Raw genomic sequence first — 23,594 nt, forward strand, 5'->3', positions numbered from 1 at the left:
CTATGCCGACATCACCGCAACGCCAAATCTGAGCGACGCCCACATGCAGACCTGCGCCGCCGAGGCGCCGGCCGCCGCCAACTGGCGGGCCGCCCGCCTCTTCGTGCTGGACGGCGCCCGGTCCGCCTGCGACTGGCCCGCATCGCCCAGGACGCCCGTCGCAGGACTTACGCCCGGCGACGCCATGCCGGCCCTGTTCCGGGATGATTTCGTGGCCAATAGCAATGACAGCTACTGGCTGACCAATCCGGCCGCGCCCCTGACCGGCTATCCGCGCATCATCGGCGAGGAAGCCGTGCCGCAGAACCTGCGCACCCGCTCGGGCCTGCTGGAGATCGCCGCGTGGCGAGCAGGCGGCGATGGGCAGCCCGGCCGCCGGTTGGACCGCAAGGCGGTGGAGACCATCCTCTATGGCAACAAGGTCCTGGGCGCCGATCTCGTCCTGGATGATCTGCTCGCCGCCTGCCGTCAGGAGCCGCGCCAGACCCTGGAGACCGGCGTCGTCGATCTCGCCCCGGCCTGCGCCATCCTCGCCCGCTGGGATCGCCGGGCGGACGCCGACAGTGTCGGAACCCATCTCTTCCTGGAGTTCTGGACCGCCGCCCACAAGATCCCCGACCTCTATGCAATCGCCTTCGACCCGCAGCAGCCGGTCAACACCCCCCGGGGCCTGAGTCCGGCGCCGGAGGTGCGCGCCGCGGCCCTGACAGCCCTGGCTGAGGCCGTACGGCTCACCCAGACCCGCGGCTTGGCGCTGGACGCCCCCTGGGGTCAGGTTCAGGTCCGCCCGGTGGGCGCCGAGCGCCTGGCCGTCCACGGGGCGGACGGCGACATCGGCGTGCTGAACGCCCAGCGCTCGGTCTGGAGCGACGAGGCCAGGGCCTATCTGCCCGTCCATGGCTCAAGCTACGTGCAGGTGGTGGAGTTCGAGGCCGACGGCCCCAAGGCCGAGGCGGTTCTTAGCTATGGCCAGAGCGCCCATCCGGAGTCGCCCCACTATGGCGACCAGACCCGGCTCTACGCCGCCGAGGCCTGGTGGCCCCTGCCCTTCACCGAGGCCGAGATCGCCGCCGATCCGGCCCTGACGGTGACGCGCCTGACCCGCTGAAAGCCCGGCCGGGCGGCGGGCTCAGCCCTTCGCCCGGTCCACCGTCTCGACGCTGGGATTGGCGCGCAGACCTGCGGCGATGTGGGTCAGGTGGCGGGCGTCCTTCACTTCGAGGTCGAAGTCGACGTCGAAGAAGTCGCGCTGGCGGTGGTGCATGCGTAGGTTGACGATGTTGCCGCCCGCCTCGCCAATCACCGTACAGACCTGGCCCAGCACGCCCGGCGCGTTGCGGATGGTGGCGGCCAGCGAGGCGCGGGAAATGGTGTTGCGCTCGGCCTCCGGCGTCCATTGCAGGTCGCGCCAGACGTCTTCGCGGTCCTCGTATTCGGCCAGGGTGGCGCAGTCGATCGTATGCACCGCCAGGCCGCCGCCTTCTGGGTCCAGGATGCCGACGATCCGATCGCCGGGGACCGGACTGCAACACGGCGCGAAATGCAGGGTCACGCCCTGGGTCAGCCCGCTGCCGCGCACATAGAGGCGCGCGCCTGCCCCGCCTTCGATCCGCCGCTGAGCGGTGGCGGCGTCGCGGTCGGCGGCTTTCAGGCCCGGGAAGATGACGTCCAGCACCTGGGTCGGGGTGACACGACCGCGGCCGACGGCTTCGAACAGGTCGTCCTCGGCAGCGGTGGCGAACCGGTCCAGGGCCGGGCGCAGGGAGACGTCAGCCCGCTTCTTGCCGGCCCGCTCGAATGTCTGATCCACGGTAGCCCGGCCCAGGCGGATGAACTCGTCCTTCTCGCTCTGGCGGATATGCCGGCGGATGGCCGAGCGGGCGCGGCCCGTGACGGTGAGCGAGCGCCAGTCCGGCGGCACCACCGGCTTGGCGCCGCGAATGACCTCCACCACGTCGCCGTTCTGCAGCAGGGTGCGCAGGGGGCGCAGCTCGCCATTGACCTTCACGCCGATGCAGGTGTCGCCCACGTCGGTGTGGACCGCATAGGCGAAGTCCAGCGGCATGGCGCCCCGCGGAAGGCTGACCAGCCGGCCCTTGGGCGTGAAGACGAACACCTGGTCGAGGAACATTTCGAGCTTGGCGTGCTCCACCAGCTCTTCGACATCGCCGCCGTGCTCCAGCAGCTGGACCAGATGGCGCAGATTGACCAGGGGATCGCGCCCGCCGGCCGCGGCCTGGGCCTCTGCGTCAAAGCCATAGCTCTCATTCTTGTAGCGCCAGTGGGCGGCGACGCCGTCCTCGGCCACCCGGTCCATGGCCTCGGTCCGGATCTGCATCTCGATGCGCATGCCCCGGGGGCCAACCACCGTGGTGTGGATGGAGCGGTAGTTGTTCCGCTTGGGCGTGGAGATGTAGTCCTTGAACCGCTCGGGCACGCTGGGCCAGGCTCGGTGGATCACACCCAAGGCGCGGTAGCAGTCTTCCTCGGAATCGACGATCACCCGGAAGGCGTAGATGTCCGAGAGCTGAGAAAAGCCGATCGATTTGCGCTGCAGCTTCCGCCAGATGGAGAAGGCGTGCTTCTCGCGGCCGAACACCCGGGCGGCCACGCTGGCGGCGGCCAGCTTGGCGGAAATCTCGCCGGAGACCACCGAGACCGCCCCGCCCTGCTCCTGGCGCAGGGCCTCCAGCCGGCGGCCGATGGCGTCGCGGGCCACCGGATTCAGGTGCAGGAAGGCCAGCTCCTCCAGCTCGGTGCAGATGCGGTGGCAGCCGATGGAGCGCGCCAGGGGCGCATAGATTTCCAGGGTCTCGCGGGCGATCCGCTCACGCTTGGCCGGGTTCTTGATGAACTCCAGCGTGCGCATGTTGTGCAGGCGGTCGGCCAGCTTGACCATCAGGACGCGCACGTCCTTGGAGATGGCCAGGATGAACTTCCGCAGGTTCTCGGCCTGGCGGGTGTGTTCGGAATTGCCTTCGAGCTGGGAGAGCTTGGTGACGCCCTCGACCAGTTCGCCGATCTCTTCGCCGAACAGCTGGTCGATATCGGCCCGGCTGACCGGACAGTCCTCGATCACGTCGTGCAGCAGGGCCGTGACGATGGTCGCGGTGTCGAGGCGGTAGTCGGTGAGGATACCCGCCACCTCGATGGGGTGGGCGAAATAGGGGTCGCCAGAGGCCCGCTTCTGCGAGCCGTGCATGCGCATGGCGTAAACATAGGCGCGGTTCAGCAGCGCCTCGTCGGCGGTCGGGTCATAGGACCGGACCTTGTCGATCAGTTCGTATTGGCGAAGCAGCTTGGGCGGACGCGCCGGAGCGGGCGCGTCCTTGGGCTCGGCGACGGGTTGGGCCGCCTGGACAGTAAGAGGGTCTGCGCCTTCGGGGCTCAGTACCGCTCCTCCTGACCGCCATCCCGGTCGCTCTGCAGGGCCCGGACCAGTTCCAGCTCGCTCATCTGGGCGTGGGTCGGGTCGGCCAGCAGGGCCAGGGTTTCGGCCTCTTCCTCAGCTTCAGTGTGCTCGTCCACCCGCTGCAGGCTGGCGATCAGGTTCTCGCGCAGCTCTTCGGCGTCGACCACGTCGTCGGCGATCTCACGCAGGGACACGACGGGGTTCTTGTCGTTGTCGCGATCGACCAGCAGCTGGGCGCCGGCGGAAATGGCGCGCGCGCGATGGGCGGCCAGAAGAACCAGGTTGAAGCGGTTCGGGACCTTCTGGATGCAATCTTCGACGGTGACGCGGGCCATGAAATCCTCGGATTGGGGAGAGAACTGGAGAAAATAGTCGCTCACGCCCGATTGTGCAATGCCGCAGGGGTGGCGGCTTAGCGCCGCGAGGGCGCTCATGGCTGGCTACGGCCATGCCTCCTACCCTAGCGCAGCCTTTCAACCCTGGGCGTGACACAAGGATCATGGAGAGACGTCCTTGGGCGCACGGCTTCAGAGATTGCTCTCAAGTCCTTAGCTGAGGTGACGGAAGCACCTGACGGTTGAATCTCCACGTACATCGGAAACGCAAATCCGGTGGTCGAGAATATCCCCGCAATTTCGCTCTTTTGGATCCACTCCCCAGGCCTTCGCTCGCTGTTCGAATACCTGGGGGGACGAACGCCATTGCCCGAATAGATCACCCATATATCATCCTCGGAAGCGATGCGGACGATGCTGGAGTCTGTCTTTTTTTCGTCTGTCAGGATGGCCACGTCTTCAGCCGTCACATAGAAGCCGAGGCCACAATAAATTGGGTCCGGTGACGCCCGCGATTCACAGCCTGTCGCTACAAGCAGCACTGACATGGCGAAAAGTGCTGACCTGAGGATGTTCGGCATAGCTTGGCTCCAAAGGGCGCAGCCTAAGCTGTGACAACCGTCTTCGGCCGCCCACCTTTGCGGCCGTTCTCGCGGGCCGCGCGCGCCTTCTGCGCGGAGCGGGCGCGGCCACCAGCGGCTCCGAGCGTACGGGCCATCCAGGTCTTGGAGCCGAAAATTCCGTTCAGCAGGCCCGGCACATGGAGGTCCACGTCGATCCTGGGCCAGTGCAAACCATCGCCCAGGGGGCTGATCTCGATCTCGGACAGTTCGGCTGGCGTGGCGGCCCCCAGCCCCTCGGCAAGGCGCGGGGGAAAGGCCAATTCCAGCCCATTGTCGAGGCCGATCACGATCCGCGACACGCGGCGGTCGTAGCGCGCGGAGACAGCTTTGGGCTGCCCGTGCAGATCGTCTTGGAGACGCGCTTCGGCCGCGATCCGGTCAGCATCAGTTATCGCCATGGATCTGCTCCCATGCACCACACAACGCCGCCAGCTCGGCGGCCAAGGCGTCCGCAATGCGGTTTAGCTCGGCCGTGGTGAGGCCGTGGCTGCCCCGCAAGGTTGGCGGACCATCGGGACAGCCCAGAACGAAAATGGCCTGCGCCCCCGCCCCGAGGACATGCACATGGGCCGGCCTGTGATCGTTGGTGTAAATCACGACACGCAGACGGCCGAGGCGCAGTACCGTGGGCATGCCGGAGAATATCATAACCCAAGCGCTTGGGAAATACGCGGGCGCCGACGCCCCTCACCCCGGCCGCGCGTCACAACCCACGCTCGCCCCCGCCGCCAACGCCCGCGCCGTCAGCCCCGACGCCGGATGCCGCCAGTCCGGGGCGATCTCGGCCAGGGGGCCCATGACGAACAGGCGCTGGTGGGCGCGGGGATGGGGCAGGATCAGGTCTTCGCTGTCGATCACCTGACGGCCATGGGCGATCAGATCCAGATCAAGGGTCCGCGCGGCGTTGCGCGCGGTCCTTTCCCGGTTGAATTCCGCCTCGATTGAAAACAGGGTATGCAGAACCGAACGGGGTTCAAGGCGCGTCTCGACAATCGCGACAGCGTTGCGATACTCCGGCTGCGACGGATCGGGCCAGGCGGCCGAGCGCCACCATCCCGATCGCCGAAGAACAGGCAATCCCGCCTGATCGAAACGAGTCAGGGCGGCTTCGAGAAGGGCTTCGGAAGAGCCGTAATCGCCGGTCAGATTGCCCCCCAGCGCGATCACGACCGCCTCGTCCAAGCCAGGTCCCGCGCCGTTTTCAAGGATTTCCACGCTTATGACTTTCTACCCCACCGATCGGCTCGCCCTCTTTATCGACGGCGCGAACCTGTACTCGGCGGCCAAGGGACTCGGCTTCGATATCGACTACCGCAAGCTGCTGGAGGAGTTCCGCAAGCGCGGCGTGCTGGTGCGGGCCTATTATTACACCGCCCTGGTGGAGGACCAGGAATACTCGCCGATCCGTCCCCTGGTGGATTGGCTCGACTACAATGGCTTTCGCCTGGTGACCAAGGCCGCCCGGGAATATACCGACGCCCAAGGTCGCAAGCGCTGGCGCGGCGACATGGATGTCGAGATCGCCGTCGACATGATGGAGATGGCCGAGCACGCCGATCACCTGGTGCTGTTCTCCGGCGACGGCGACTTCCGCTGCCTGGTGGAGGCCGTGCAGCGCAAGGGCTCGCGGGTCAGCGTGGTCTCGACCGTGAAGTCGCAGCCGCCGATGGCGTCTGATGACCTGCGCCGCCAGGCCGACGCCTTCATCGACCTGGCCGACCTGTCGGAGATCATCGGCCGACCTTCGCGCCTGCCCCGGTTCATCCAGGAAAGCCGGATGAACAATGAGAGCGAGAACGAGGCGGATGCCGAGGCCTGAGCCGGCCATGAGCTCCGCCGCCGAACCGCCCCGCGACTGCCCGCTCTGCCCGCGCCTGGTGGCCTATCGCGAGGTCAACCGCGCGGCTCATCCCGACTGGTGGAACGGCCCAGCCCCTTCCTTCGGCGATCCCGGCGCCCGGCTGGCCGTGGTCGGCTTGGCGCCTGGGCGCATGGGCGCCAACCGCACGGGCCGCCCCTTCACCGGCGACTTCGCCGGCGTGCTGCTGTTCGACACCCTGATCCGCTTAGGCTTTGCCAAGGGGACCTATGAGGCCCGGCCCGATGACGGGCTGGAGCTCATCGACTGCCTGATCACCAATGCGGTGCGCTGCGCCCCGCCGGGCAACAAGCCGGAGACCTCGGAAGAAGCCACCTGCCGGTCGTTCCTGACCGCACGGCTGGACGAGCTGCCCAATCTGAAGGTGATCGTCACCCTGGGCGACGTCTCGCGGCGTAACGTGCTCCGCGCGCTGGGCCTCAAGGCCTCCGCCGGCGTCGGTGGCCACGGCTCTGAATTTCAGGCCGGCCCCTATACGGTGATCAATTCCTACCACTGCTCCCGGCTCAACACGAACACCGGGCGGCTGACGCCGCAGATGTTCGAGGACATCTTCGTCCGCGTCCGGACGCTGCTGGACGGCTAAGGGGAAACCCTGGCTACGGACGAAGTTCTCGTCCTTCCTCCGTCATGGTCGGACTTGATCCGACCATCCATGAACACCAGGCCAGCCCCGCGTTCATGGACCCTCGCGTCAAGCGCGAGGGTGACGGACCAGCGGGCCTCAGACACACCGCCAGTACTGGTAGCGCCACAGGGGCGCAAATCCGGCGCGGGCATAGAGGGTGCGGGCCGGCGCATTGCCCTCCTCCACCTGCAGGAAGATCTGCGTCGCGCCCTTCGCCCGGGCCGCCTGGGCAAGACAGGCCACCACCTGGCCGGCCAGGCCCTCGCCCCGGCGGGCGCGGCGGGTGCGCATGCCGTGCAGGCTGGCCCAGCCCTCGGCCAGGCTCATCGCGCCGACCGCGTGGGTCCCCTCGGCGTCGCGGACGGCGGCGAACGCCGCGCCCGGCGACTTCGACAGCACGGCCACGCGGTGGGCGCCGTCCTCAGGATCAAACCCCTCGCCGAGGAACACCGCCGCCCAGGCCTCATCCGGCGTCTCAAGTTGCGCCGCGCCGGCCGGCTCGGCGAATCCGGCCACCAGATCGAGATCAGCGGTCATCACCAGTGTGGGCTGCTGCGGTCCATAGCCCCGCTCGGTCAGGGCTTCGGCCACGCTGGCCAGGCCCTCGACATCGGGCAGACGGAACACCGGCGACATGCCCTTGGCGCGATAGGCCGCCTCGATGCGGGCGAGCAGGCCCTCGTCGCGGACCAGGGTGTGGGCGAGCGGCGCAGCGCTTTGGGCCCGGCCGATGGAGCCTGGCCGCAGGCCGAGGATCCAGGGGCCGATCACCTCGAAACAGTCGTGGGCGACCGTGGCGATCGTCGCCCGCTCGATGGCCTCGATCTGCGCCGGACTGGGCGACGAGAGGCTCACCCCTTGTCGCGCAGCAGGCGGGCCTTGTCGCGGGCCCAGTCCCGTTCGGCGGAGGTTTCGCGCTTGTCGTGCAACTTCTTGCCCTTGGCCAGAGCAATCTCCAGCTTGGCCAGGCCCTTGTCGTTCCAATAGAGCTTGGTGGGCACGATAGTGCGCCCTTCCCGCTGGACGGCACCGATCAGGCGGTCGATCTGCTTGCGATGCAGCAGCAGCTTCCGGGGCCGGCGCGGCTCATGGTTGAAGTGGCTGGCCTTGGCGTAGGGTGGAATGTCGGCGTTGATCAGCACGATGTCCCGCCCCTCAACGGCGGCATAGGACTCAGCGATATTGGCCTTGCCGGCGCGCAGGGACTTCACCTCGCTGCCGGTCAGGGCCAGGCCCGCCTCCATGGCGTCGTCGAGGAAGTAATCGAATCGCGCCCGCCGGTTTTCGGCGATGGGTTTTCCAGCCATGACGCGCGCCTAGACGATCCCGGCGTCGTGCAGAGCCGCCAGGACTTCCTTGCGCGCAGCCTCCGACGCCGGCGCGATCGGCAGCCGCGCATCTTCAGAGCAGAGCCCCAGGTGGGCCAGGGCGAACTTGGTCGGGGCCGGCGAGGCGTCGGTGAACAGCGCCTTGTGCAGGCGGATCAGCCGGTCCTGCCAATAGAGGGCCGCCTTCCAGTCCCCGCTGAGGGCGGCGTTGTAGAAGGTGGAGATCAGGTCCGGCGCCACATTGACGCTGACCGAGATCGAGCCGTGGCCCCCGTGAGCCATGTAGCCCAGCGCACTGGGATCATCCCCCGACAGCATCACCCAGTCCTGGCCGCACAGCAGGCGCTGCATGGTCGGCCGGGTCATGTCGCCGGTGGCGTCCTTGACGCCGACGATGTTGGGCAGGCGCGAGAGCCGCCCCAGAGTGTCGTTGGAGATGTCCACCCCGGTGCGCGAGGGCACATTGTAGACGATGACCGGCAGCTGCACGGCCTCGTTGATCGCCGCATAGTGGGCGTACATGCCCTCCTGGCTGGGGCGATTGTAATAGGGCGTCACCACCATGGCCGCGTCCGCGCCAACCGCCTTGGCGTGCTTGACCAGCTCGATGGCCTCGCGGGTCGAGTTGGACCCGGCGCCGGCGATCACCGGCACGCGGCCGGCCGCCGTGCGGATGCACAGATCGACCACCCGGCGGTGCTCGTCATGGGAAAGGGTGGCGGTCTCGCCGGTGGTGCCGACCGGCACCAGGCCGTGGACCCCGCCGGAAATCTGACGCTCGATGAGGGCCACGAAGGCGTCCTCGTCCACTGCGCCGTCCCGGAAAGGAGTCACCAGGGCCGGCATCACGCCCCTGAATAAAGGTTCGGACATTGTCTGCAAAAAGCCGTGAAAGCGCCGCATGGTGTTGCGGCCTATGATGTTGCGCGGACAATATGTCCGGCGCGGCCATGCCCGCAACCGCCCTGTCATCCGAGGGGCGAGACCTGGAGAGTTCCTGCTTGTACGTCCTTGCGCCCAAGACCCTTCTGACCGCCGCGGCCCTGTTCCTCGTGGTCGGCGTCCCCCAGGCGCAAACACCCCCGGCCTCAAGCCAGGATCCCTTCCCCAAGCCCATTGAGCTGCAGGCCGTGCGCCGGCCGCCGCTCGCCCCTCTCTCGGCCAGCGAGAATCAATTGCTGCGCCAGGCCCTGGACGCCGCGCGGCGCAGCGACGTGGCCGGCGCGCGTAGCCTGATCGGCGCTATGTCCGACCCGATTGCGCGAAAGATCGCCACCTGGGCCCTGGTGGATGTGGCCGGCGAATCGGTCGGCTTCTTCGAGGCCGATCAGGCCCGCCGCGACCTGGCCGACTGGCCCCGCGGCGCCGGGCGACAGGAAACCGCCGAAAAGCTGCTGGTCACCTCTGGCCTGTCGCCGCAGCAGACCATCGCCTGGTTCGGCGGCGAACAGCCGGTGACCGCCCGCGGCGCCATCGCCCTGGCCAACGCCCAGATCGCCGCCGGCCAAGAGGCCGAGGCCACCGCCCTCATCCGCCGCTTCTGGCGCGACGAGGTGTTCGAGGCCGACGCCCAGGCCTCCATGCTCGCCCAATTCGGCCGCTATCTGCGGCCCGAGGATCACGTGCGTCGCGCCGATCGGCTGCTCTATGGGCCGCAGGGACCCGCCGCCCAAGCCATGCTCGGCCTGCTTCCGGCCGACGAACGGGCGATCGCCGAGACCCGCATCGCCCTGCGCTCCGGCTCATCCAGCGCCGAGGCGCTGTTGGCCCGTCTGACGCCCGCCCAGGCCGCCCATCCCGGCATCGCCTTCGAGCGCGCGGCCTATTTCCGGGGGCGGGGCCAGGAGTCCCGCGCCTATGACGTGCTGACGCCCCTGCCGCCGGAGCATGCCGAGTTGAGCACCGCGGCCAGCCGGGTCTGGCGCGAACGCTATCCCATGACCCTGGCGGCGCTGCGGGCTGGCGATTATCGCAACGCCTATCGCGCCTCGGCCAATACGGGTCTGACTGTCGGCGCGTCGGCCGCCGAGGCCGAATTCTATGCCGGCTGGATCGCGCTTCGCCGCCTGAACGACGCCAAGCTGGCCGACCGCCACTTCGCGGCCATCGCCGAGATCGGCTCCTCGCCCATCACCCGCGGGCGCGCCCTCTACTGGCGGGGCCGGGCGCATGAGGCCATGGGGGACGCCGCCGGCGCCCAGAGCTTCTATCGCGCCGCCAGCGAGCACAATACGACCTTCTATGGCCAGCTGGCCGGCGAGAAGGTCGGCGACGGGACCATGACCCTGCCGCCTGAGCCCCAGATCACCGAGTTCGACCGCGCGCGCTTCGAGGGCCGTGACGTGGTGCGCGCCGCCCGGCGCCTGCAGGAGATCGGCGAACAGGGCTTGTTCCGCACCTTTGCGCTCCACCTGAAGGACACCGTCCCGAACACCGCCGAGCAGGCCCTGATCGTGGACATGACCCGCGGCTATGGCGACCAGACAGCCTCCATGCTGGTGGTGCGCGGCGCCGCCACCCTGGGCCACATCCTGCCCCTGCGCGGCTATCCCTATCGCTCGCCGCCAGAGGTGAGCAATGCGCCGGAAACCGCTTTGACCCTGGGCATCACGCGGCAGGAAAGCGGCTTTGATCCCCAGATTCGCTCGCCGGCCGGCGCTCGCGGGATGATGCAGGTCATGCCGGGCACGGCCCAGATCGTGGCCCGCCAGATCGGCGTCTCCTATTCGGCCGGGATGCTGGACGACCCGGACTACAATATGCGGCTGGGCCAGACCTATATCTCCCAGATGCTGGGCCAGTTCAGCGGCTCCTATCCCCTGGCCATCGCCGCCTATAACGCCGGGCCCGGCCGGCCTGCCCAGTGGGTCAGCTTCTGCGGCGATCCGCGCGGCGCCGGCACCGATCCCATCGACTTCGTGGAGTGCATCCCGTTCTCGGAGACGCGGAACTATGTGATGCGGGTGATGGAGGGGGCGCAGGTCTATCGCGCGCGCCTGAACAACGGCACGGCCAAGATCACCATCTCGCAGGATCTCGCCCGGGGCGGTTATGGCTATTCCACGGCCCAGGCGGCGACCACTGGCGGTCAATAGGGGCGAGGCCTGCTGGACCTAGTCAACCGTGATGCCGGCCAGCAGGCCGTCTATGGTCACGTGGATCAGCTCATCGACCGGCTGCCAGGGGAAGTTGGGGCGCGAGAGGCGCAGGGCGACCACGCCGTGGCAGGCTGCCCAGAGCGCCTGGCTGGCGCTGTCGCCGTCCCCCAGCCGCAACCGGCCCTCGGCGGCGATCTCGCGAACGACGCCGCTGAAGGAATCGTAGCAGCCCGCCCCCAACTCCGAAGCCGCGTCGGGCCCCCGGGGCAAGGGACGCACGGCTGAAAACACCAGCTGGTAGGCGTTGGGGTGTTCGAAGCCCCAACGCATATAGGCGTCGAGCATCATGCGGGTGCGGCTGACGGCGTCGAGCGGGCGTTCAGCGATCTGGTTGTTGCGGTCCAGCAGTTCCTGCATCGCCCCCTGGCAGATCTCCAGCAGGATGCAGGCCTTGTCCTGGAAGTGCATGTAGAGGGCTGTGGACGACACCCCGACCTCGTCGGCGATCCGCCGGATGGTCGCGCCCTCATAGCCCTCGGCCACGAAGATGCGCTCGGCCGCCGCGAGGATTTCGGCCCGCCGCAGATGGCCGTCACCCTTGGCCTTGCGCGCCGACCGACGCCTTGTGGTGCTGACGCCTACCAAACCCAATTCCCCCTCAAAACAGCTGAACACCGGAAACCAATTTCCGCCATGTGACAACCCCAGGCCGGATTATCCAGACTTTTCAGCCGTTCGACGCCATACCCGACCCTATAGGATTTCATCCCCTGGCGTCGTCGGCGGCTTTTTCGTAAGCGAAGCCCATGACTTCACCACGCCCCACCGTCGCCGAAACCCCCGGCGTGATGCGCACCACCGGCTGGGCCGACTACGCCCTGCTGGATTCCGGGGACGGCAAGAAGCTGGAGCGCTACGGCCCCTATACGGTCGTGCGGCCCGAGCCCCAGTGCCTGTGGGCGCCGCGGCTCGACGCCGAGACCTGGGCCAGGGCCGACGCCACCTTCGACCCCAGCGACGAGGAGGACGCCGGCCGCTGGCGCTTCCAGGGTAAGCCGCAGGACTCCTGGCCCATGTCCTGGCGCCAGGCGAAGTTCAACGCCCGCTTCACCGCCTTCCGCCACCTGGCCTTCTTCCCCGAACAGGCGGCCAACTGGGAATGGCTGGAGACGCGTATTCGCAGCGATGCCCAGGGGGCGGCCGAACCGCCCCGGGTGCTGAACCTCTTCGGCTACACGGGCGTCGCCAGCCTGGTCTGCGCCTCGGCCGGGGCGGCGGTGACCCATGTGGACGCCTCGAAGAAGGCCATCGCCTGGGCCCGCGAGAACGCCGAGCTATCTGGGCTGGCCGACCGACCCATCCGCTGGATCTGCGAGGACGCCCGCCGCTATGTGCAGCGCGAGGTCCGCCGGGGCTCACGCTATGAGGGGATCATCCTCGACCCGCCGAAATACGGCCGCGGCCCCACCGGCGAGGTCTGGCGATTGTTCGAGGATTTGCCCGAGCTTTCGGCGCTATGCGCCGAACTTCTCTCGGAAAAGGCCTCCTTCCTTATACTGAACGCTTATGCAGCCCGGATCTCCGGCGCGGCCCTCGCAGGCCTGTTGTCCGAGCGTCTGGCCGAACGCGGCGGAACCATCGAATGGGGCGAACTGGCGCTGTCGGAGCAGTCCGGCGAGCGTGAGATCGGCCTGTCCTTCTACGCCCGGTGGGCCGCGTGAGCGGGCGGGTCGTCACCTCCCTGACCAATCCGACGGTCAAGGCCGTTCGGGCCTTGCACCAACGCAAAACCCGGGACGAGACCGGCCTGTTCGTGGCCGAGGGCCTGAAGAACGTCACCGAGGGGGTCGAGACCGGTCACGCGCCGGAAATCCTGCTCTTTGGACGCGAGGCCGCCGATCATCCCCTGCTGCGCGCCGCAGCCGATGCGACCGACAAGGCCGGCGGCGAGGTCATCGAGGTGACCCAGGACATCCTCGCCAAGGTCTCCCGGCGGGACAATCCCCAGGCGGTGGTGGGCGTCTTCCGCCAGGTCTTCGCTCCCCTCACCTCGCTGGAGCCGCGAACCGCCAAGGCCTGGGTCGCCCTGCACCGGGTGCGCGATCCCGGCAATCTGGGGACCATCATCCGCACCGCCGACGCCGCCGGCTGCGGCGCGGTCGTGCTGGTCGGGGAATGCTGCGATCCCTATTCGGTGGAGGCGGTGCGGGCGACCATGGGCTCGATCTTCGCCGTGCCCATCGCCCAGGCCACAGAAGGCGAGTTCGCCGCCTGGCGCCGCGATTGGCCAGGCTCGGTGGTTGGCACGCTGCTGAGCGCAGAGGTGGACCACCGCAGCGCCGACTATGTCCACCCGGTCCTGATCCTGATGGGCAACGAACAACAGGGCCTGCCGCCGGAAATGGCTGCCCTCTGCGACGTCAACGTCAAGATTCCCATGCGCGGCCGGGCCGACAGCCTGAACCTGTCGGTGGCCACCGGCGTGATGATCTACGCGGCCAGCTAGCTTCGGGGCTTGGTCCGGGTGGTCGGGTCGGCCACGGACGGGTCTTCCGGCCAGGGATGGCGGGGATAGCGGCCGCGCATATCGGCCCGCACATCCCGCCAGGAGCCGCGCCAGAAGCCCGGCAGGTCCTGGGTCAACTGGATCGGCCGTCGGGCCGGCGACAAAAGGGCCAGCGTCAGGGGCCGGCCCGCCACCATCGGGTGCTCATTCAGGCCGAACACCTCCTGCACGCGGATCTCCACCCGCGGGCCGCCCTCGGCCTCATAGTCGATCTGCGCCCGGTTTCCCGTGGGCGCAGTCCAGTGGGTAGGCAACTCCGCCTCGACCCGTCGCTGGAGGTCCCAGGGAACGAGACTGCGCAGGGCGCCGTCCAGCAGGTCCGGCGTCAGGTCGGCGAGCCCGCGAAGGCCGTGCAGCAGCGGCGTCAGCCAGTCGTCGATTTGCGCCACCAGGGCCTGGTCCGACAGGTCCGGCCAGGTGTCCGCATCCCGCTCTCGCAGGAAGGCGATCCGCTTGCGCAGCGCCGTCGCCGCCGTTCCCCAGCGCAGGGCGCCGAGGCCCTCCCGTCGCAGGCGCACGGCCAGGGCCTGAGCGACCACTTCGGGCGGCGGATTGTCATCCAGGCTTTCATCAAGGGCGAGCCGGCCCAGCCTGGTCAGGCGGCGCACGCGGATCCGGCCGCCGGGGCTCTCCTCGACCCGGTCCTCGGTCTCCAAAATGGGCGCGAAGGCCGCGAGGATTTCATCCTGCGTCAGGGGTGCGGCCAGCAGGATGCGGTCGCGGCGATCCCCGCCGCCCAGCTCGGCCACCGCCAGCCAGGGCTCCCGGGCCAGGACGTCGCCCGGCTCGATGAAGGCGCCACGGCCGGTGGCCAGCTGGAACTCCCCCAAGGGTCCGCGGGCCTTGGCCACCCGTTCGGGATAGGCCAACGCCAGCATCTGGCCGTCGCTGAGCGGCGCGCCCTTCCCGGCCCTCGTTCCCCGGATCCAGCGGTCGGCCAGGGCGCGGGCGTCCCGGGCGCGGGGCGAGCTGTCGCGGTCGAAGGCTTCCAGGCGGTGGGTCAGATGGGCTTCGCGGCCGCCCAAACTGCGCTCGGTGACCAGGGCCGCGATGCGTGCGGCGCGCAGGGCCAGCCCATGCTCGGCGGCCCGCAGGACCATGTGCGCCAGCCGCGGCGGCAGGGGCATGTCGGCCAGGGCCTCGCCGTGCGGGGTCAGAACCCCGGCCTCATCGACCGCCTCCAGCCGGCGCAGCAGTGCCTGGGCCTCGGCCAGAGCCGCCCGCGGCGGCGGGTCGAGAAAGGCCAGGTCGTCGGCCGACTTCGCGCCCCAGCGGGCCATGTCCAGGGCCAGGCCCGACAGGTCGGCGTCGAGGATTTCCGGGTCGGCGAAGGCCGGCAGGGCGCGGGTCTCGGCCTCGTCCCATAACCGGTAGCAGACGCCCGGCGCCGTCCGCCCCGCCCGCCCGCGCCGCTGGTCGGCCGCGGCCCGGCTGACCCGCACCGTGGCCAGGCGGGTCAGGCCGCTTGAGGGGTCAAAGCGCGGCACACGGGCCTGGCCGACGTCGATCACCACCCGCACGTCCTCAAGCGTCAGGCTGGTCTCGGCGATGGAGGTCGCCAGCACCACCTTGCGTAAGCCCGGCGGGGGCGCCGCCACGGCCCGGTCCTGGGCCTTGGGGTCCAGGGCGCCATAGAGCGGCGCGACCAGCACGTCGTCGCGCCGGAGCCGCTCGCTCAGCCGCTGGGCGGTGCGCAGGATCTCGCCCTGACCCGGCAGGAAGACCAGAATCCCGCCGGTCTCCTCGGCCAGGGCGCGCTCGATGGCCCGAACCACGGCGTCCTCCAGACGCAGGGGCTCATTGCGGCCGAGATAGCGGGTCTCCACCGGAAAGGCGCGGCCCAGGCTCTCGATCACCGGGGCACCGTCCATCAGCCGGGCGACGGCCGCGCCATCCAGGGTGGCCGACATGACCAGCAGGCGCAGATCGTCCCGCAGCAGGCCTTGCGCATCCAGAGCCAGGGCCAGGCCAAGGTCGGCGTCCAGGCTGCGCTCGTGGAACTCGTCGAAGATCACGCAAGCCACGCCCGACAGGCCGGGATCGGCCAGGATCATCCGGGTGAAGACTCCCTCGGTCACCACCTCGATCCGGGTTCGGCCTGAGACCTTGGACTGCATCCGCACGCGAAAGCCGACGGTCTCGCCCACCGCCTCGCCCAAGGTTGAGGCCATACGCTCGGCCGCCGCCCGCGCGGCCAGGCGGCGGGGCTCCAGCATGATGATGCGGTCCTCGCCCCGCCATGGCGCGTCCAGCAGGGAGAGCGGCGTGACCGTGGTCTTGCCGGCGCCGGGCGGGGCGACCAGCACTGCGCGGGTCCCTGTCGTCAGGGCCTCGTTCACCGCGCCTAGAACGTCATGGATCGGCAGATGGGACGTCAAAGGGATGACCGCCTCTGGTCCGCTCAGCTGATCAGTTGGGGAAAGAGGCCAAACAGCAGGATCAGGAACACCGCGATCGGGCACAGCCAGGCGATCAGGAACCGCCAGAGGGTCAGCAGCGGGCCGCCCGCCAGGCCGGTTTCGGCGTCTACCAGCTTGCGGTCGGCGATCCAGCCGACGAACACCGCCGTGATCAATCCCGATAGCGGCAGCAGGATTCGCCCGGTCACCCCGTCGAAGACATCGAACCAGTTGGCGTTCTCGAAGCCCGGGACGAAGGCCAGCGGACGATGGTCGGCCCAGACATTGAAGGACAGCACAGACACCATGCCGATCAGGAAGAAGCTGGCGCCCAGGAGGCTCGCCACCACGGCCCGGCTGACCTTGAACCGCTCCACGAAATAGGCGGTGGAAATCTCCAGCAGGGACACCGAGGAGGTCAGGGCGGCGAACAGCACCAGGACGAAGAAGGCCAGCCCCACCAGGGCGCCGGCCGGCATGCTGTGGAAGGCCGCGGGCAGGGTCTGGAACATCAGGGTCGGGCCGGCGTCCGGCGTCAGGCCGACGCTGAACACGATGGGGAAGATGGCCAGGCCGGCGATGATGGCGACGGCGGTATCGGCCGCCGAGATGAAGCCCGAGGTCTGGCCGAGATTGGTGTCGCGCGAAGCATAGGCGCCATAGGCGACCATGGCTCCGCCGCCGAGGCTTAAGGAAAAGAAGGCCTGGCCGAGGGCCGAGTTCAGCACCTGGGGCTGCAGGGCGCGCCCGAAGTCCGGGGTGAACAGGAAGGTCAAGGCCGCGGCGAAGTCGCCGCTGATCCCAGCATAGATGGTGATCGCCACCAGTAGGACGAAGAAGGCCGGCATCAGCCAGGTGGCGGCCACCTCAATGCCGCCCTTCACGCCGCGAGCCACCACGAAGGTCGTCGCCGCGGCGAACAGGAAATGGGTCAGGGTCATCTGCAACGGATTGGCGAACAGGGCCGGCATCTGGCCCCTCACCTCCTCGACGCTCAGATGGGAGTAGGCGCCCGCGAAGGGCTGGCCAGCCAGGGTCGTGCGGACCACGTCGGCCGCCGAGGTTCCGATGTAGTAGAGCACCCAGCCGGCGACGACGCTGTAGAAGGTCAGGATCACATAGTTGGCGATCATGCCGACCACCGCCAGGCTCGCCCAGCCGCTGCTGGCGTTAGATTGCCTGGCCATCAGGGTTGCGCTGGCCACGGTCGATCTCTGGCCATGGCGGCCGATCAGGGTCTCGGCCAGCAGCAGCGGCGCGCCGATCAGGGCCACGCAGAGGATGTAGATCAGGACGAAGGCCCCGCCGCCATTGACGCCGGCCTCGGAGGGAAAGCGCCAGAGGTTGCCCAGGCCGACGGCGGAGCCGACCGCAGCGAGGACAAACGCCGCCTTGGACGACCAGTGGGGCTGAGCCGCAGCAGGGGCATTGGCGACCATGAAGATTTCCCGCGGCTAGACACGTCCGTGGGACGCCGAAGCCGCGACCTTGGCCAGCGTCGGACGAACAATCAAGCCAGGTGCGAGCGAGGCGCCGGGACCGGGGGACGTGCGCCCGGCCCCGGACGTCCCTCTACTGCCCCGCGCCGAGGGTTTTTTCGTGATAGCGCGAGTGCCAGTAGGCGTAGCCAAAATAGACCGCGATCCCGATGACCAGCCACACCACCAGTCGGACGAATGTCGCCGCCGGCAGGCTGGAGATCAGATAGAGGCAGGCCAGCATGCCGCCCGGCGCGACGAGCCACACCAGCGGCGTCTTGAAGGCTCGTGGCAGGTCGGGCCGCGAGATCCGCAGATAGAGCACCGCCCCACAGATCATCGAGAAGGCCAGCAGGGTGCCGACCGACACCAATTCGCCCAATAGCCCGATGGGGAACAGGCCGGCCATCAGGCCTGCGAAGATGGCCGTGAGCGCCGTGCCCGCCCATGGCGTGCGCCGCCTGGGGTGCACCTTGGAGAAGATCGGCGGCAGCAGGCCGTCGCGGGACATGGCGTAGAAGATCCGCGACTGGCCATAGAGCAGCGCCATGATGGTGGAGGCCAGCCCCACGGTGGCCCCGATGGTCACCACCGGCTTCAGCCAGGCCAGCTGCGGTCCGACATTGTCCACCGCCACATAGACCGGCGCCGGCACGTTCAGCATCGTGTAGGGGGCGAGGCCCGTGATCACCAGGCTCATCAGAATGTAGAGCCCGGTGCAGATGCCCAGGGAGGCCAGGATGCCGATGGGCAGGGTCCGCTGGGGGTTCTTGGTTTCCTGGGCGGCCGTCGAGATGGTCTCGAAGCCGATATAGGCGAAGAAGATCACCCCGGCGGCGGCGAATATCCCGCCTAGTCCGTACTTGGAGGCGCCGGTGACGGGGTCCGTGGTCTCGGCGGGGATGAAGGGCTGCCAGTTGGCCGGGTTCACATAAAGGAAGCCGAAGATGATCACGAGGAGCACCACCGAGACCTTCAGCAGTACGATGGCGTTGTTGAAGAGAGCCGATTCCGTGATCCCGGCGATCAGCACCGCGGCGGTGATCGCGATGATGGCCATGGCCGGAACGTTGAGGATGGCGCCGGTGGCGACCAGCTGGTGGGCGTCGTTGACCAGATAGGGCGCCTGGCTCCAGGCCGCGGGTATGATCACGCCGAAGTCGGCCATCATGCCCACGAAATAGCCGGACCAGCCGACGGCGACCGTGGCGCCGGCGAACAGATATTCGACGATCAGGTCCCAGGCGATGATCCAGGCGAAGAACTCGCCCACTGTCGCATAGGCATAGGTGTAGGCCGACCCGGCCACCGGAATGGTCGAGGCCAACTCCGCATAGCAGAGCGCCGCCAGGGCGCAGACCAGGCCTGCGATGATGAACGAGATGGTGATGGCCGGCCCCGCATGGGCCTCAGCCGCCTGGCCGGTCAGGACGAAAATACCCGCCCCGATGACCGAACCGATGCCGAGCGCGGTCAGGCTGACCGGGCCGAGGCTGCGCTTGAGCGTATGCTCGCCCTGTTCCGCCGCCTGCGCCAGAAGCACTTCGATCGGCTTTTTTGCGAAAATCTTCATCGCAAGTCGTGTCCCCACGGGCGCAGCACAACGCCGCCCGAATGGCCGGAGCAATGCACGCCACGCAGAGTCCGGCAATCGGTCTCAAGACGGGGCCTTTTCCCGCCTGGGCGAAACAGGGACAATGCCGCGAAAAGCGAAGGTGAACGCTCTTGAACCCATCGGAACCGCCCATCCGCGCCCTGATCGCGCCGGTGACTCCCCTGGCGCAGAACTGCACCATCGTCTGGTGCGCCAGGTCGAAGAAGGCGGCGATCATCGATCCCGGCGGCGAGGTCCCTCGCCTGCTCCAGGCGCTGAGGGACCATGACCTGACCCTGGAGAAGATCTGGATCACCCACGGCCACCTTGACCATGCCGGCGGAACCGCGGCCCTGAAGGCGGCCACCGGAGTCCCCATCGAAGGCCCCCACCGCGACGACGCCTTCTGGATCGACCAGATGGACGCCGACGGCGCCCGCTGGGGCATGCCCGAGGCGCGGTCCTTCACCCCCGACCGCTGGCTGGAGAACGGCGACACGGTGCAGCTCGGCGAAACCGAGTTCGAGGTCTATCACTGCCCCGGACACACGCCCGGTCATGTGGTCTTCTTCCATCGCCAGGCCCGCTTCGCCCAGGTGGGGGACGTGCTCTTCCAGGGCTCCATCGGCCGCACCGACTTTCCCCGGGGCAATCACCAGGATCTGATCGAGGCCATCACCGGCAAGCTCTGGCCGCTGGGCGACGACGTGCGCTTCGTCTGCGGCCATGGGCCGATGTCGAGCTTCGGCGCCGAGCGGCGGACCAATCCCTTCGTCGCCGACGACATCCTGGCGCGCTGAATCCACGCATGCGCCTTTACAGGCGTGAAATCTGACTGTTACCCCGGAGGGCGAAAATGGCTCGCATGCAGACGACGCTCACCGACGCCCCAGGCCCCACCGCCCGGATTCTGATGGTCGATGACGACCCTGGAATCCGCGACGTGGTGTCCGACTTCCTGGGCCGCCACGGCTATTCGGTGACTACAGCCGGCGACGCCCGCGAGATGGAGCAGGCCCTGGAGCGCGAGCCGGTGGACCTGATCGTCCTCGACGTGATGTTGCCCGGCGAGGATGGCCTGGCCATCTGCCGCCGCCTGGCGGTGGGCGAGGCGCCGCCGATCATCATGCTCTCGGCCATGGGCGAGGACACCGACCGCATCGTCGGCCTCGAGCTGGGCGCCGACGACTACCTCTCCAAGCCGTGCAATCCCCGCGAACTGCTGGCCCGTATCCGCGCCATCCTGCGCCGGGCCGAGCAGCGGGGATCGGGCGACGACCTCGGCGCTGCCTGCGAATTCGCCGGCTGGCGCCTGGACCTGGTGCGCCGGGAGCTGCGCTCGCCGCAGGGGGTGGTGGTCAACCTGTCCAGTGGTGAGTTCTCGCTGCTGCGCGCCTTCGTCGAGCGGCCCCAGCGGGTGCTGACCCGCGACCAACTCCTGGACTTCGCCCGCGGGCCGACCTCCGACGCCTTCGACCGGGCCATCGATGTGCAGATCAGCCGCCTGCGCCGCAAGCTGGATGACGGCGGCGGCCACGACCTGATCCGCACCATCCGCAATGAAGGCTACATGTTCACCCCCAAGGTGAAGCGTCCATGAGCCGAGCCCGGGACGGCCGGCCGACCGCCTCCCTGTTCGTCCAGGTGCTGATGCTGGTGGGGGTCAGCCTGATCACCGCCCAGGCGATCAGCGTCTTCCTGCTGTTCAACCTGCCCCCGCCGGTGCCGGACTTCTACCGCTTCTCCGAGATCGCCGAGGCCCTGCAGGGGCGGCCCGGAGACCTGATCGAGCGGCGCGATCTTCAGTACAGCCTCGCCGATTCCCCGCCGGAGGGGGAATCGACCGCCGACAGCATGATGTGGGCCCGGGACAAGCTGGCCGAGGATCTCGGCGTGGCGCCCAGCGCCATCGTCATCGCCAAGACCTACCGGCTGCCCATTTCCGACCGCCGGGTCTTTCGCATCGTCCGCGACCGCATGGAGCGGGAGGGCGGCGAAGGTCAGGAAGACCGGTTCCTGGTGGCGCCGTTCGAGATCGCCATGCAGCGCCCCGACGGCCAGTGGGCCGTGGTGCGGCCCCAGCGCGGCCTGGGCCTGAACGTCTGGCAGAAGCGGGTCATGCTCTGGTTCCTGCTCTCGGCCCTGGTCATGGCGCCGATCGCCTGGATGTTCGCCAGGCGACTGTCGCAACCGTTCCGTCTGTTCGCCCAGGCGGCCGAGCGCCTGGGGCGCGATCCCGAGGCGCCGCCGCTGACCATCCGCGGCTCGGCGGAGATCGCCATCGCCGCCGGGGCGTTCAACCAGATGCAAGAGCGCCTGCGCCGCTATGTGCAGGACCGGACCGCCATGGTCGGCGCCATCGCCCACGACCTGCGCACCCCCCTGACCCGTCTTCGGTTCCGGATCGAGAACGCGCCGGAGGACCAGCGCGCCAAGATGGCCGCCGATATCGATCAGATGGAGGCCATGGTGGCCGCCACCCTGGGCTTCGTCCGCGACGCTACGCGTCCAGGCCAGCGCACCAGGCTGGAACTGGCCTCATTGGTCGAGAGCGTCTGCGATGAGATGGCCGAAACCGGCGCGGCCATCGAGGTCGAGCGCGCCGAGAAGGTGGTGATCGAGGGCGACCCCGTGGCCCTGCGCCGGCTGGTCACCAATCTGGTGGAGAACGCCGTCAAGTTTGGCGACCGGGCCCGCGCCCGCGTGGTCACCGCTGAACGCGCCGTGATCATAGAGATCGATGATGAGGGACCCGGCATCCCTGAGGCCGAGATCGAGCGGGTGTTCGAACCCTTCTATCGCCGTGAACCCTCCCGCAGCCGCGGCACCGGCGGCATCGGCCTGGGCCTGGCCGTCGTCCGCTCCATCGCCCGCAGCCACGGCGGCGACGTCACCATGGTCAACCGCCCTGGTGGCGGGCTGACGGCGCGGGTGACCCTGCCGGGCTAGGTCGATCTCGGGCGCGAAGCGTCGCCACAGACATGGCGTCGCCTAGATTCCGGGATAGCGCTAGCAAGGGGCCGCCCCCGGCGCGGCGCGGCCGCCCGCTGGAGCACAGGTTCCATGAGTCCGTCGCCATCACCCGGCCGTAGGTCCCTTTCACGCACGTCCCGCCCAGCCTGGGCCATGGGAGGGGTGACGCTGATCGCCCTGCTGATCGCCGGGGGCCTCATCCTGCGGACGGGCGAACCCAGGGCGGTCTACCGCACGGCGGCCGTTGAACAGGTCATGGGCGAGAGCGGCCGGCAGGTGACAAGGGTCCCGGCCGCCGCCCTGGGCTGGAGGCCGACAGACGCGGGGTCACCCTCAAGGTTCCACAGCGCGGCGCGATTCTCCGGCGGGCCTCCTCGGCATGGCGCGCCCAGGGCCCCAGTGGCCGACATTCTCGATCTCGACGCCGCGCAGCAGCGGGTGTGGAAGCGCCTCTCCCTGGATCTCCGGCGCCAGATCACCCTTTTGGCGGCCCAGGCCGACGGCGATCGCGCGGCGGTAATCGAGGGCGTGGTCCGGGCCACCCATGAGGCCTTCGCCAAGCTGGAACCCAGCCTGCGCGCAGATCAGAAGGAAAAGCTGGCCAGCCTACGCGCCAGCATGGCGGCGGTCGGACGGCCGGAATCCGACGGCTACGATACTGGTGTGATCTATCTCCTGCGCGACGGCGAGCCCTGGGCCGTGCCTGTCCGCTTGCGCGCCACGGACGGATCCCTGACCGAAATCCAGGGCCCTCTGGCGGCGGGCGAACGGGTGATCATCGGCGGTTCGGAGTGACGGGTCGATGCAGCGGCGGCCGCCACTCCATAGGCAAGCTCGACGGCTGTAGCCCACTGTAAAAATTCCGGGATTCGCTGACGCAACCCCAGGCGCGATTCGCGGGTTGCTAGAGCGGAGCCTTACACGACCTTCCGGAGCCGGACTGTCGGGCGAGAGTTCCGACGCCGCCTGCAAGGAGTGACCCTGATGAGCATTGCCGACCAAAATCCCCCCCGCGCCCGTCGTGGCTTCGCCGCCATGAACCCCGAGCGCCGTCGTGAAATCGCGCGCAAGGGCGGCGCCAGCGTGCCTGGCGAAAAGCGCAGCTTCGCCAAGGACCGTGATCTGGCCGCCTCCGCCGGCCGCAAGGGCGGCGAGGCTTCGAGGGGCGGCGGTCGTCGTGACGCCGACGAGACGACCGAGTCCTAGAGGCGGCCGGGTTCAGGCTCCGCGCCTGAACCGCCCCTGCTCCACATCCTGAAGCGCGCCAGAGGTGATTGGGGC

General features: G+C 68.7%; 24 protein-coding genes. 11 read left to right on the plus strand and 13 right to left on the minus strand.

Annotated elements, in window-relative coordinates:
* Nucleotides 1-1,108: penicillin acylase family protein (locus V7702_RS04310; RefSeq protein ID WP_335648913.1), on the plus strand; the 1,108-nt coding region annotated here is incomplete at its 5' end.
* Nucleotides 1,109-1,129: 21 nt separating this feature from the next.
* Here the strand turns inward: V7702_RS04310 and V7702_RS04315 are convergent.
* The 6 genes from V7702_RS04315 to folK all read right to left on the minus strand — a co-directional run bounded on the left by V7702_RS04315 (nt 1,130) and on the right by folK (nt 5,552).
* Nucleotides 1,130-3,298 (minus strand): RelA/SpoT family protein, encoded by a 2,169-nt coding sequence (locus tag V7702_RS04315; RefSeq protein ID WP_335648949.1) that lies wholly within the window; start codon nt 3,296-3,298, stop codon nt 1,130-1,132.
* Nucleotides 3,299-3,387: 89 nt separating this feature from the next.
* Nucleotides 3,388-3,747 (minus strand): DNA-directed RNA polymerase subunit omega, encoded by a 360-nt coding sequence (rpoZ, locus tag V7702_RS04320; protein ID WP_300576798.1) that lies wholly within the window; start codon nt 3,745-3,747, stop codon nt 3,388-3,390.
* Nucleotides 3,748-3,872: 125 nt separating this feature from the next.
* Nucleotides 3,873-4,328 carry a hypothetical protein gene (locus tag V7702_RS04325; protein ID WP_335648914.1) on the minus strand — a complete coding sequence of 152 codons (456 nt, stop codon included), beginning with the start codon at nt 4,326-4,328 and terminating at the stop codon, nt 3,873-3,875.
* Between the two features lie 23 nt (nt 4,329-4,351).
* A complete protein-coding gene (locus V7702_RS04330) occupies nt 4,352-4,768 on the minus strand; it encodes a DUF2442 domain-containing protein (RefSeq protein WP_335648915.1) in 417 nt (138 codons plus the stop codon).
* A complete protein-coding gene (locus tag V7702_RS04335; RefSeq protein ID WP_335648916.1) occupies nt 4,755-5,003 on the minus strand; it encodes a DUF4160 domain-containing protein in 249 nt (82 codons plus the stop codon). The genes V7702_RS04330 and V7702_RS04335 overlap by 14 nt, the downstream gene beginning before the upstream one ends.
* 54 nt (nt 5,004-5,057) lie before the next feature.
* Nucleotides 5,058-5,552 carry a 2-amino-4-hydroxy-6-hydroxymethyldihydropteridine diphosphokinase gene (gene folK, locus V7702_RS04340; RefSeq protein ID WP_335648917.1) on the minus strand — a complete coding sequence of 165 codons (495 nt, stop codon included), beginning with the start codon at nt 5,550-5,552 and terminating at the stop codon, nt 5,058-5,060.
* Between the two features lie 37 nt (nt 5,553-5,589).
* On the opposite strand from folK, the gene V7702_RS04345 reads away from it, so the two are divergent.
* Nucleotides 5,590-6,189, plus strand: coding sequence for a LabA-like NYN domain-containing protein (locus V7702_RS04345; RefSeq protein WP_300576804.1), 600 nt, complete (start codon nt 5,590-5,592; stop codon nt 6,187-6,189).
* The gene (locus V7702_RS04350) at nt 6,176-6,835 is read left to right on the plus strand and encodes a uracil-DNA glycosylase (RefSeq protein WP_335648918.1); all 660 of its coding nucleotides are present in this window, start codon (nt 6,176-6,178) and stop codon (nt 6,833-6,835) included. The genes V7702_RS04345 and V7702_RS04350 overlap by 14 nt, the downstream gene beginning before the upstream one ends.
* 138 nt (nt 6,836-6,973) lie before the next feature.
* Here V7702_RS04350 and V7702_RS04355 read toward each other — a convergent pair whose 3' ends face one another.
* Genes V7702_RS04355 through dapA form a run of 3 tightly spaced genes read right to left on the minus strand, consistent with a single transcriptional unit; the run spans nt 6,974 to nt 9,078 of the window.
* Nucleotides 6,974-7,732 (minus strand): GNAT family N-acetyltransferase, encoded by a 759-nt coding sequence (locus tag V7702_RS04355; protein WP_335648919.1) that lies wholly within the window; start codon nt 7,730-7,732, stop codon nt 6,974-6,976.
* The gene (gene smpB, locus V7702_RS04360; RefSeq protein WP_293316850.1) at nt 7,729-8,184 is read right to left on the minus strand and encodes an SsrA-binding protein SmpB; all 456 of its coding nucleotides are present in this window, start codon (nt 8,182-8,184) and stop codon (nt 7,729-7,731) included. Before smpB ends, V7702_RS04355 begins: the two co-directional genes overlap by 4 nt.
* Before the next feature lie 9 nt (nt 8,185-8,193).
* A complete protein-coding gene (gene dapA / locus V7702_RS04365; RefSeq protein WP_335648920.1) occupies nt 8,194-9,078 on the minus strand; it encodes a 4-hydroxy-tetrahydrodipicolinate synthase in 885 nt (294 codons plus the stop codon).
* Nucleotides 9,079-9,206: 128 nt separating this feature from the next.
* Here dapA and V7702_RS04370 point away from each other — a divergent pair, with 128 nt between their 5' ends.
* Nucleotides 9,207-11,300 carry a lytic transglycosylase domain-containing protein gene (locus V7702_RS04370; protein ID WP_335648921.1) on the plus strand — a complete coding sequence of 698 codons (2,094 nt, stop codon included), beginning with the start codon at nt 9,207-9,209 and terminating at the stop codon, nt 11,298-11,300.
* An 18-nt stretch (nt 11,301-11,318) separates the two neighbouring features.
* On the opposite strand, the gene V7702_RS04375 is transcribed toward V7702_RS04370, so the two are convergent.
* A complete protein-coding gene (locus V7702_RS04375) occupies nt 11,319-11,954 on the minus strand; it encodes a TetR/AcrR family transcriptional regulator (RefSeq protein ID WP_335648922.1) in 636 nt (211 codons plus the stop codon).
* Between the two features lie 155 nt (nt 11,955-12,109).
* On the opposite strand from V7702_RS04375, the gene V7702_RS04380 reads away from it, so the two are divergent.
* On the plus strand, nt 12,110-13,024 hold the full coding sequence (locus V7702_RS04380) for a class I SAM-dependent methyltransferase (protein WP_335648923.1): 915 nt from the start codon (nt 12,110-12,112) through the stop codon (nt 13,022-13,024).
* Nucleotides 13,021-13,809 (plus strand): TrmH family RNA methyltransferase, encoded by a 789-nt coding sequence (locus tag V7702_RS04385; RefSeq protein ID WP_335648924.1) that lies wholly within the window; start codon nt 13,021-13,023, stop codon nt 13,807-13,809. Before V7702_RS04380 ends, V7702_RS04385 begins: the two co-directional genes overlap by 4 nt.
* Here the strand turns inward: V7702_RS04385 and hrpB are convergent.
* From hrpB to V7702_RS04400, 3 genes are all read right to left on the minus strand, one after another.
* Entirely contained in the window at nt 13,806-16,247 is a 2,442-nt protein-coding gene (gene hrpB / locus V7702_RS04390) for an ATP-dependent helicase HrpB (RefSeq protein ID WP_442958392.1), read from the minus strand. The two genes, V7702_RS04385 and hrpB, sit on opposite strands and share 4 nt — an antisense overlap.
* Before the next feature lie 23 nt (nt 16,248-16,270).
* Nucleotides 16,271-17,707, minus strand: coding sequence for a sodium-dependent transporter (locus tag V7702_RS04395; protein ID WP_335648925.1), 1,437 nt, complete (start codon nt 17,705-17,707; stop codon nt 16,271-16,273).
* Between the two features lie 133 nt (nt 17,708-17,840).
* Nucleotides 17,841-19,319, minus strand: coding sequence for an amino acid permease (locus tag V7702_RS04400; RefSeq protein WP_335648926.1), 1,479 nt, complete (start codon nt 19,317-19,319; stop codon nt 17,841-17,843).
* 152 nt (nt 19,320-19,471) lie between these two features.
* On the opposite strand from V7702_RS04400, the gene V7702_RS04405 reads away from it, so the two are divergent.
* The 5 genes from V7702_RS04405 (at nt 19,472) to V7702_RS04425 (ending at nt 23,519) form a co-directional block, all read left to right on the plus strand.
* Nucleotides 19,472-20,140 carry an MBL fold metallo-hydrolase gene (locus V7702_RS04405; RefSeq protein ID WP_335648927.1) on the plus strand — a complete coding sequence of 223 codons (669 nt, stop codon included), beginning with the start codon at nt 19,472-19,474 and terminating at the stop codon, nt 20,138-20,140.
* A gap of 56 nt (nt 20,141-20,196) precedes the next feature.
* A complete protein-coding gene (locus V7702_RS04410) occupies nt 20,197-20,940 on the plus strand; it encodes a response regulator (protein ID WP_300576826.1) in 744 nt (247 codons plus the stop codon).
* Nucleotides 20,937-22,289 carry an ATP-binding protein gene (locus V7702_RS04415; protein ID WP_335648928.1) on the plus strand — a complete coding sequence of 451 codons (1,353 nt, stop codon included), beginning with the start codon at nt 20,937-20,939 and terminating at the stop codon, nt 22,287-22,289. The genes V7702_RS04410 and V7702_RS04415 overlap by 4 nt, the downstream gene beginning before the upstream one ends.
* 186 nt (nt 22,290-22,475) lie before the next feature.
* Complete coding sequence (locus V7702_RS04420; protein ID WP_335648929.1) at nt 22,476-23,108, plus strand: hypothetical protein; 633 nt, start codon at nt 22,476-22,478, stop codon at nt 23,106-23,108.
* A gap of 189 nt (nt 23,109-23,297) precedes the next feature.
* Nucleotides 23,298-23,519 (plus strand): general stress protein, encoded by a 222-nt coding sequence (locus tag V7702_RS04425; RefSeq protein WP_335648930.1) that lies wholly within the window; start codon nt 23,298-23,300, stop codon nt 23,517-23,519.
* Nucleotides 23,520-23,594 lie beyond the last annotated feature (75 nt).

Origin of the sequence: Phenylobacterium sp., from assembly GCF_036963605.1 — a bacterium.
In the GTDB taxonomy this organism is placed as follows: domain Bacteria; phylum Pseudomonadota; class Alphaproteobacteria; order Caulobacterales; family Caulobacteraceae; genus Phenylobacterium.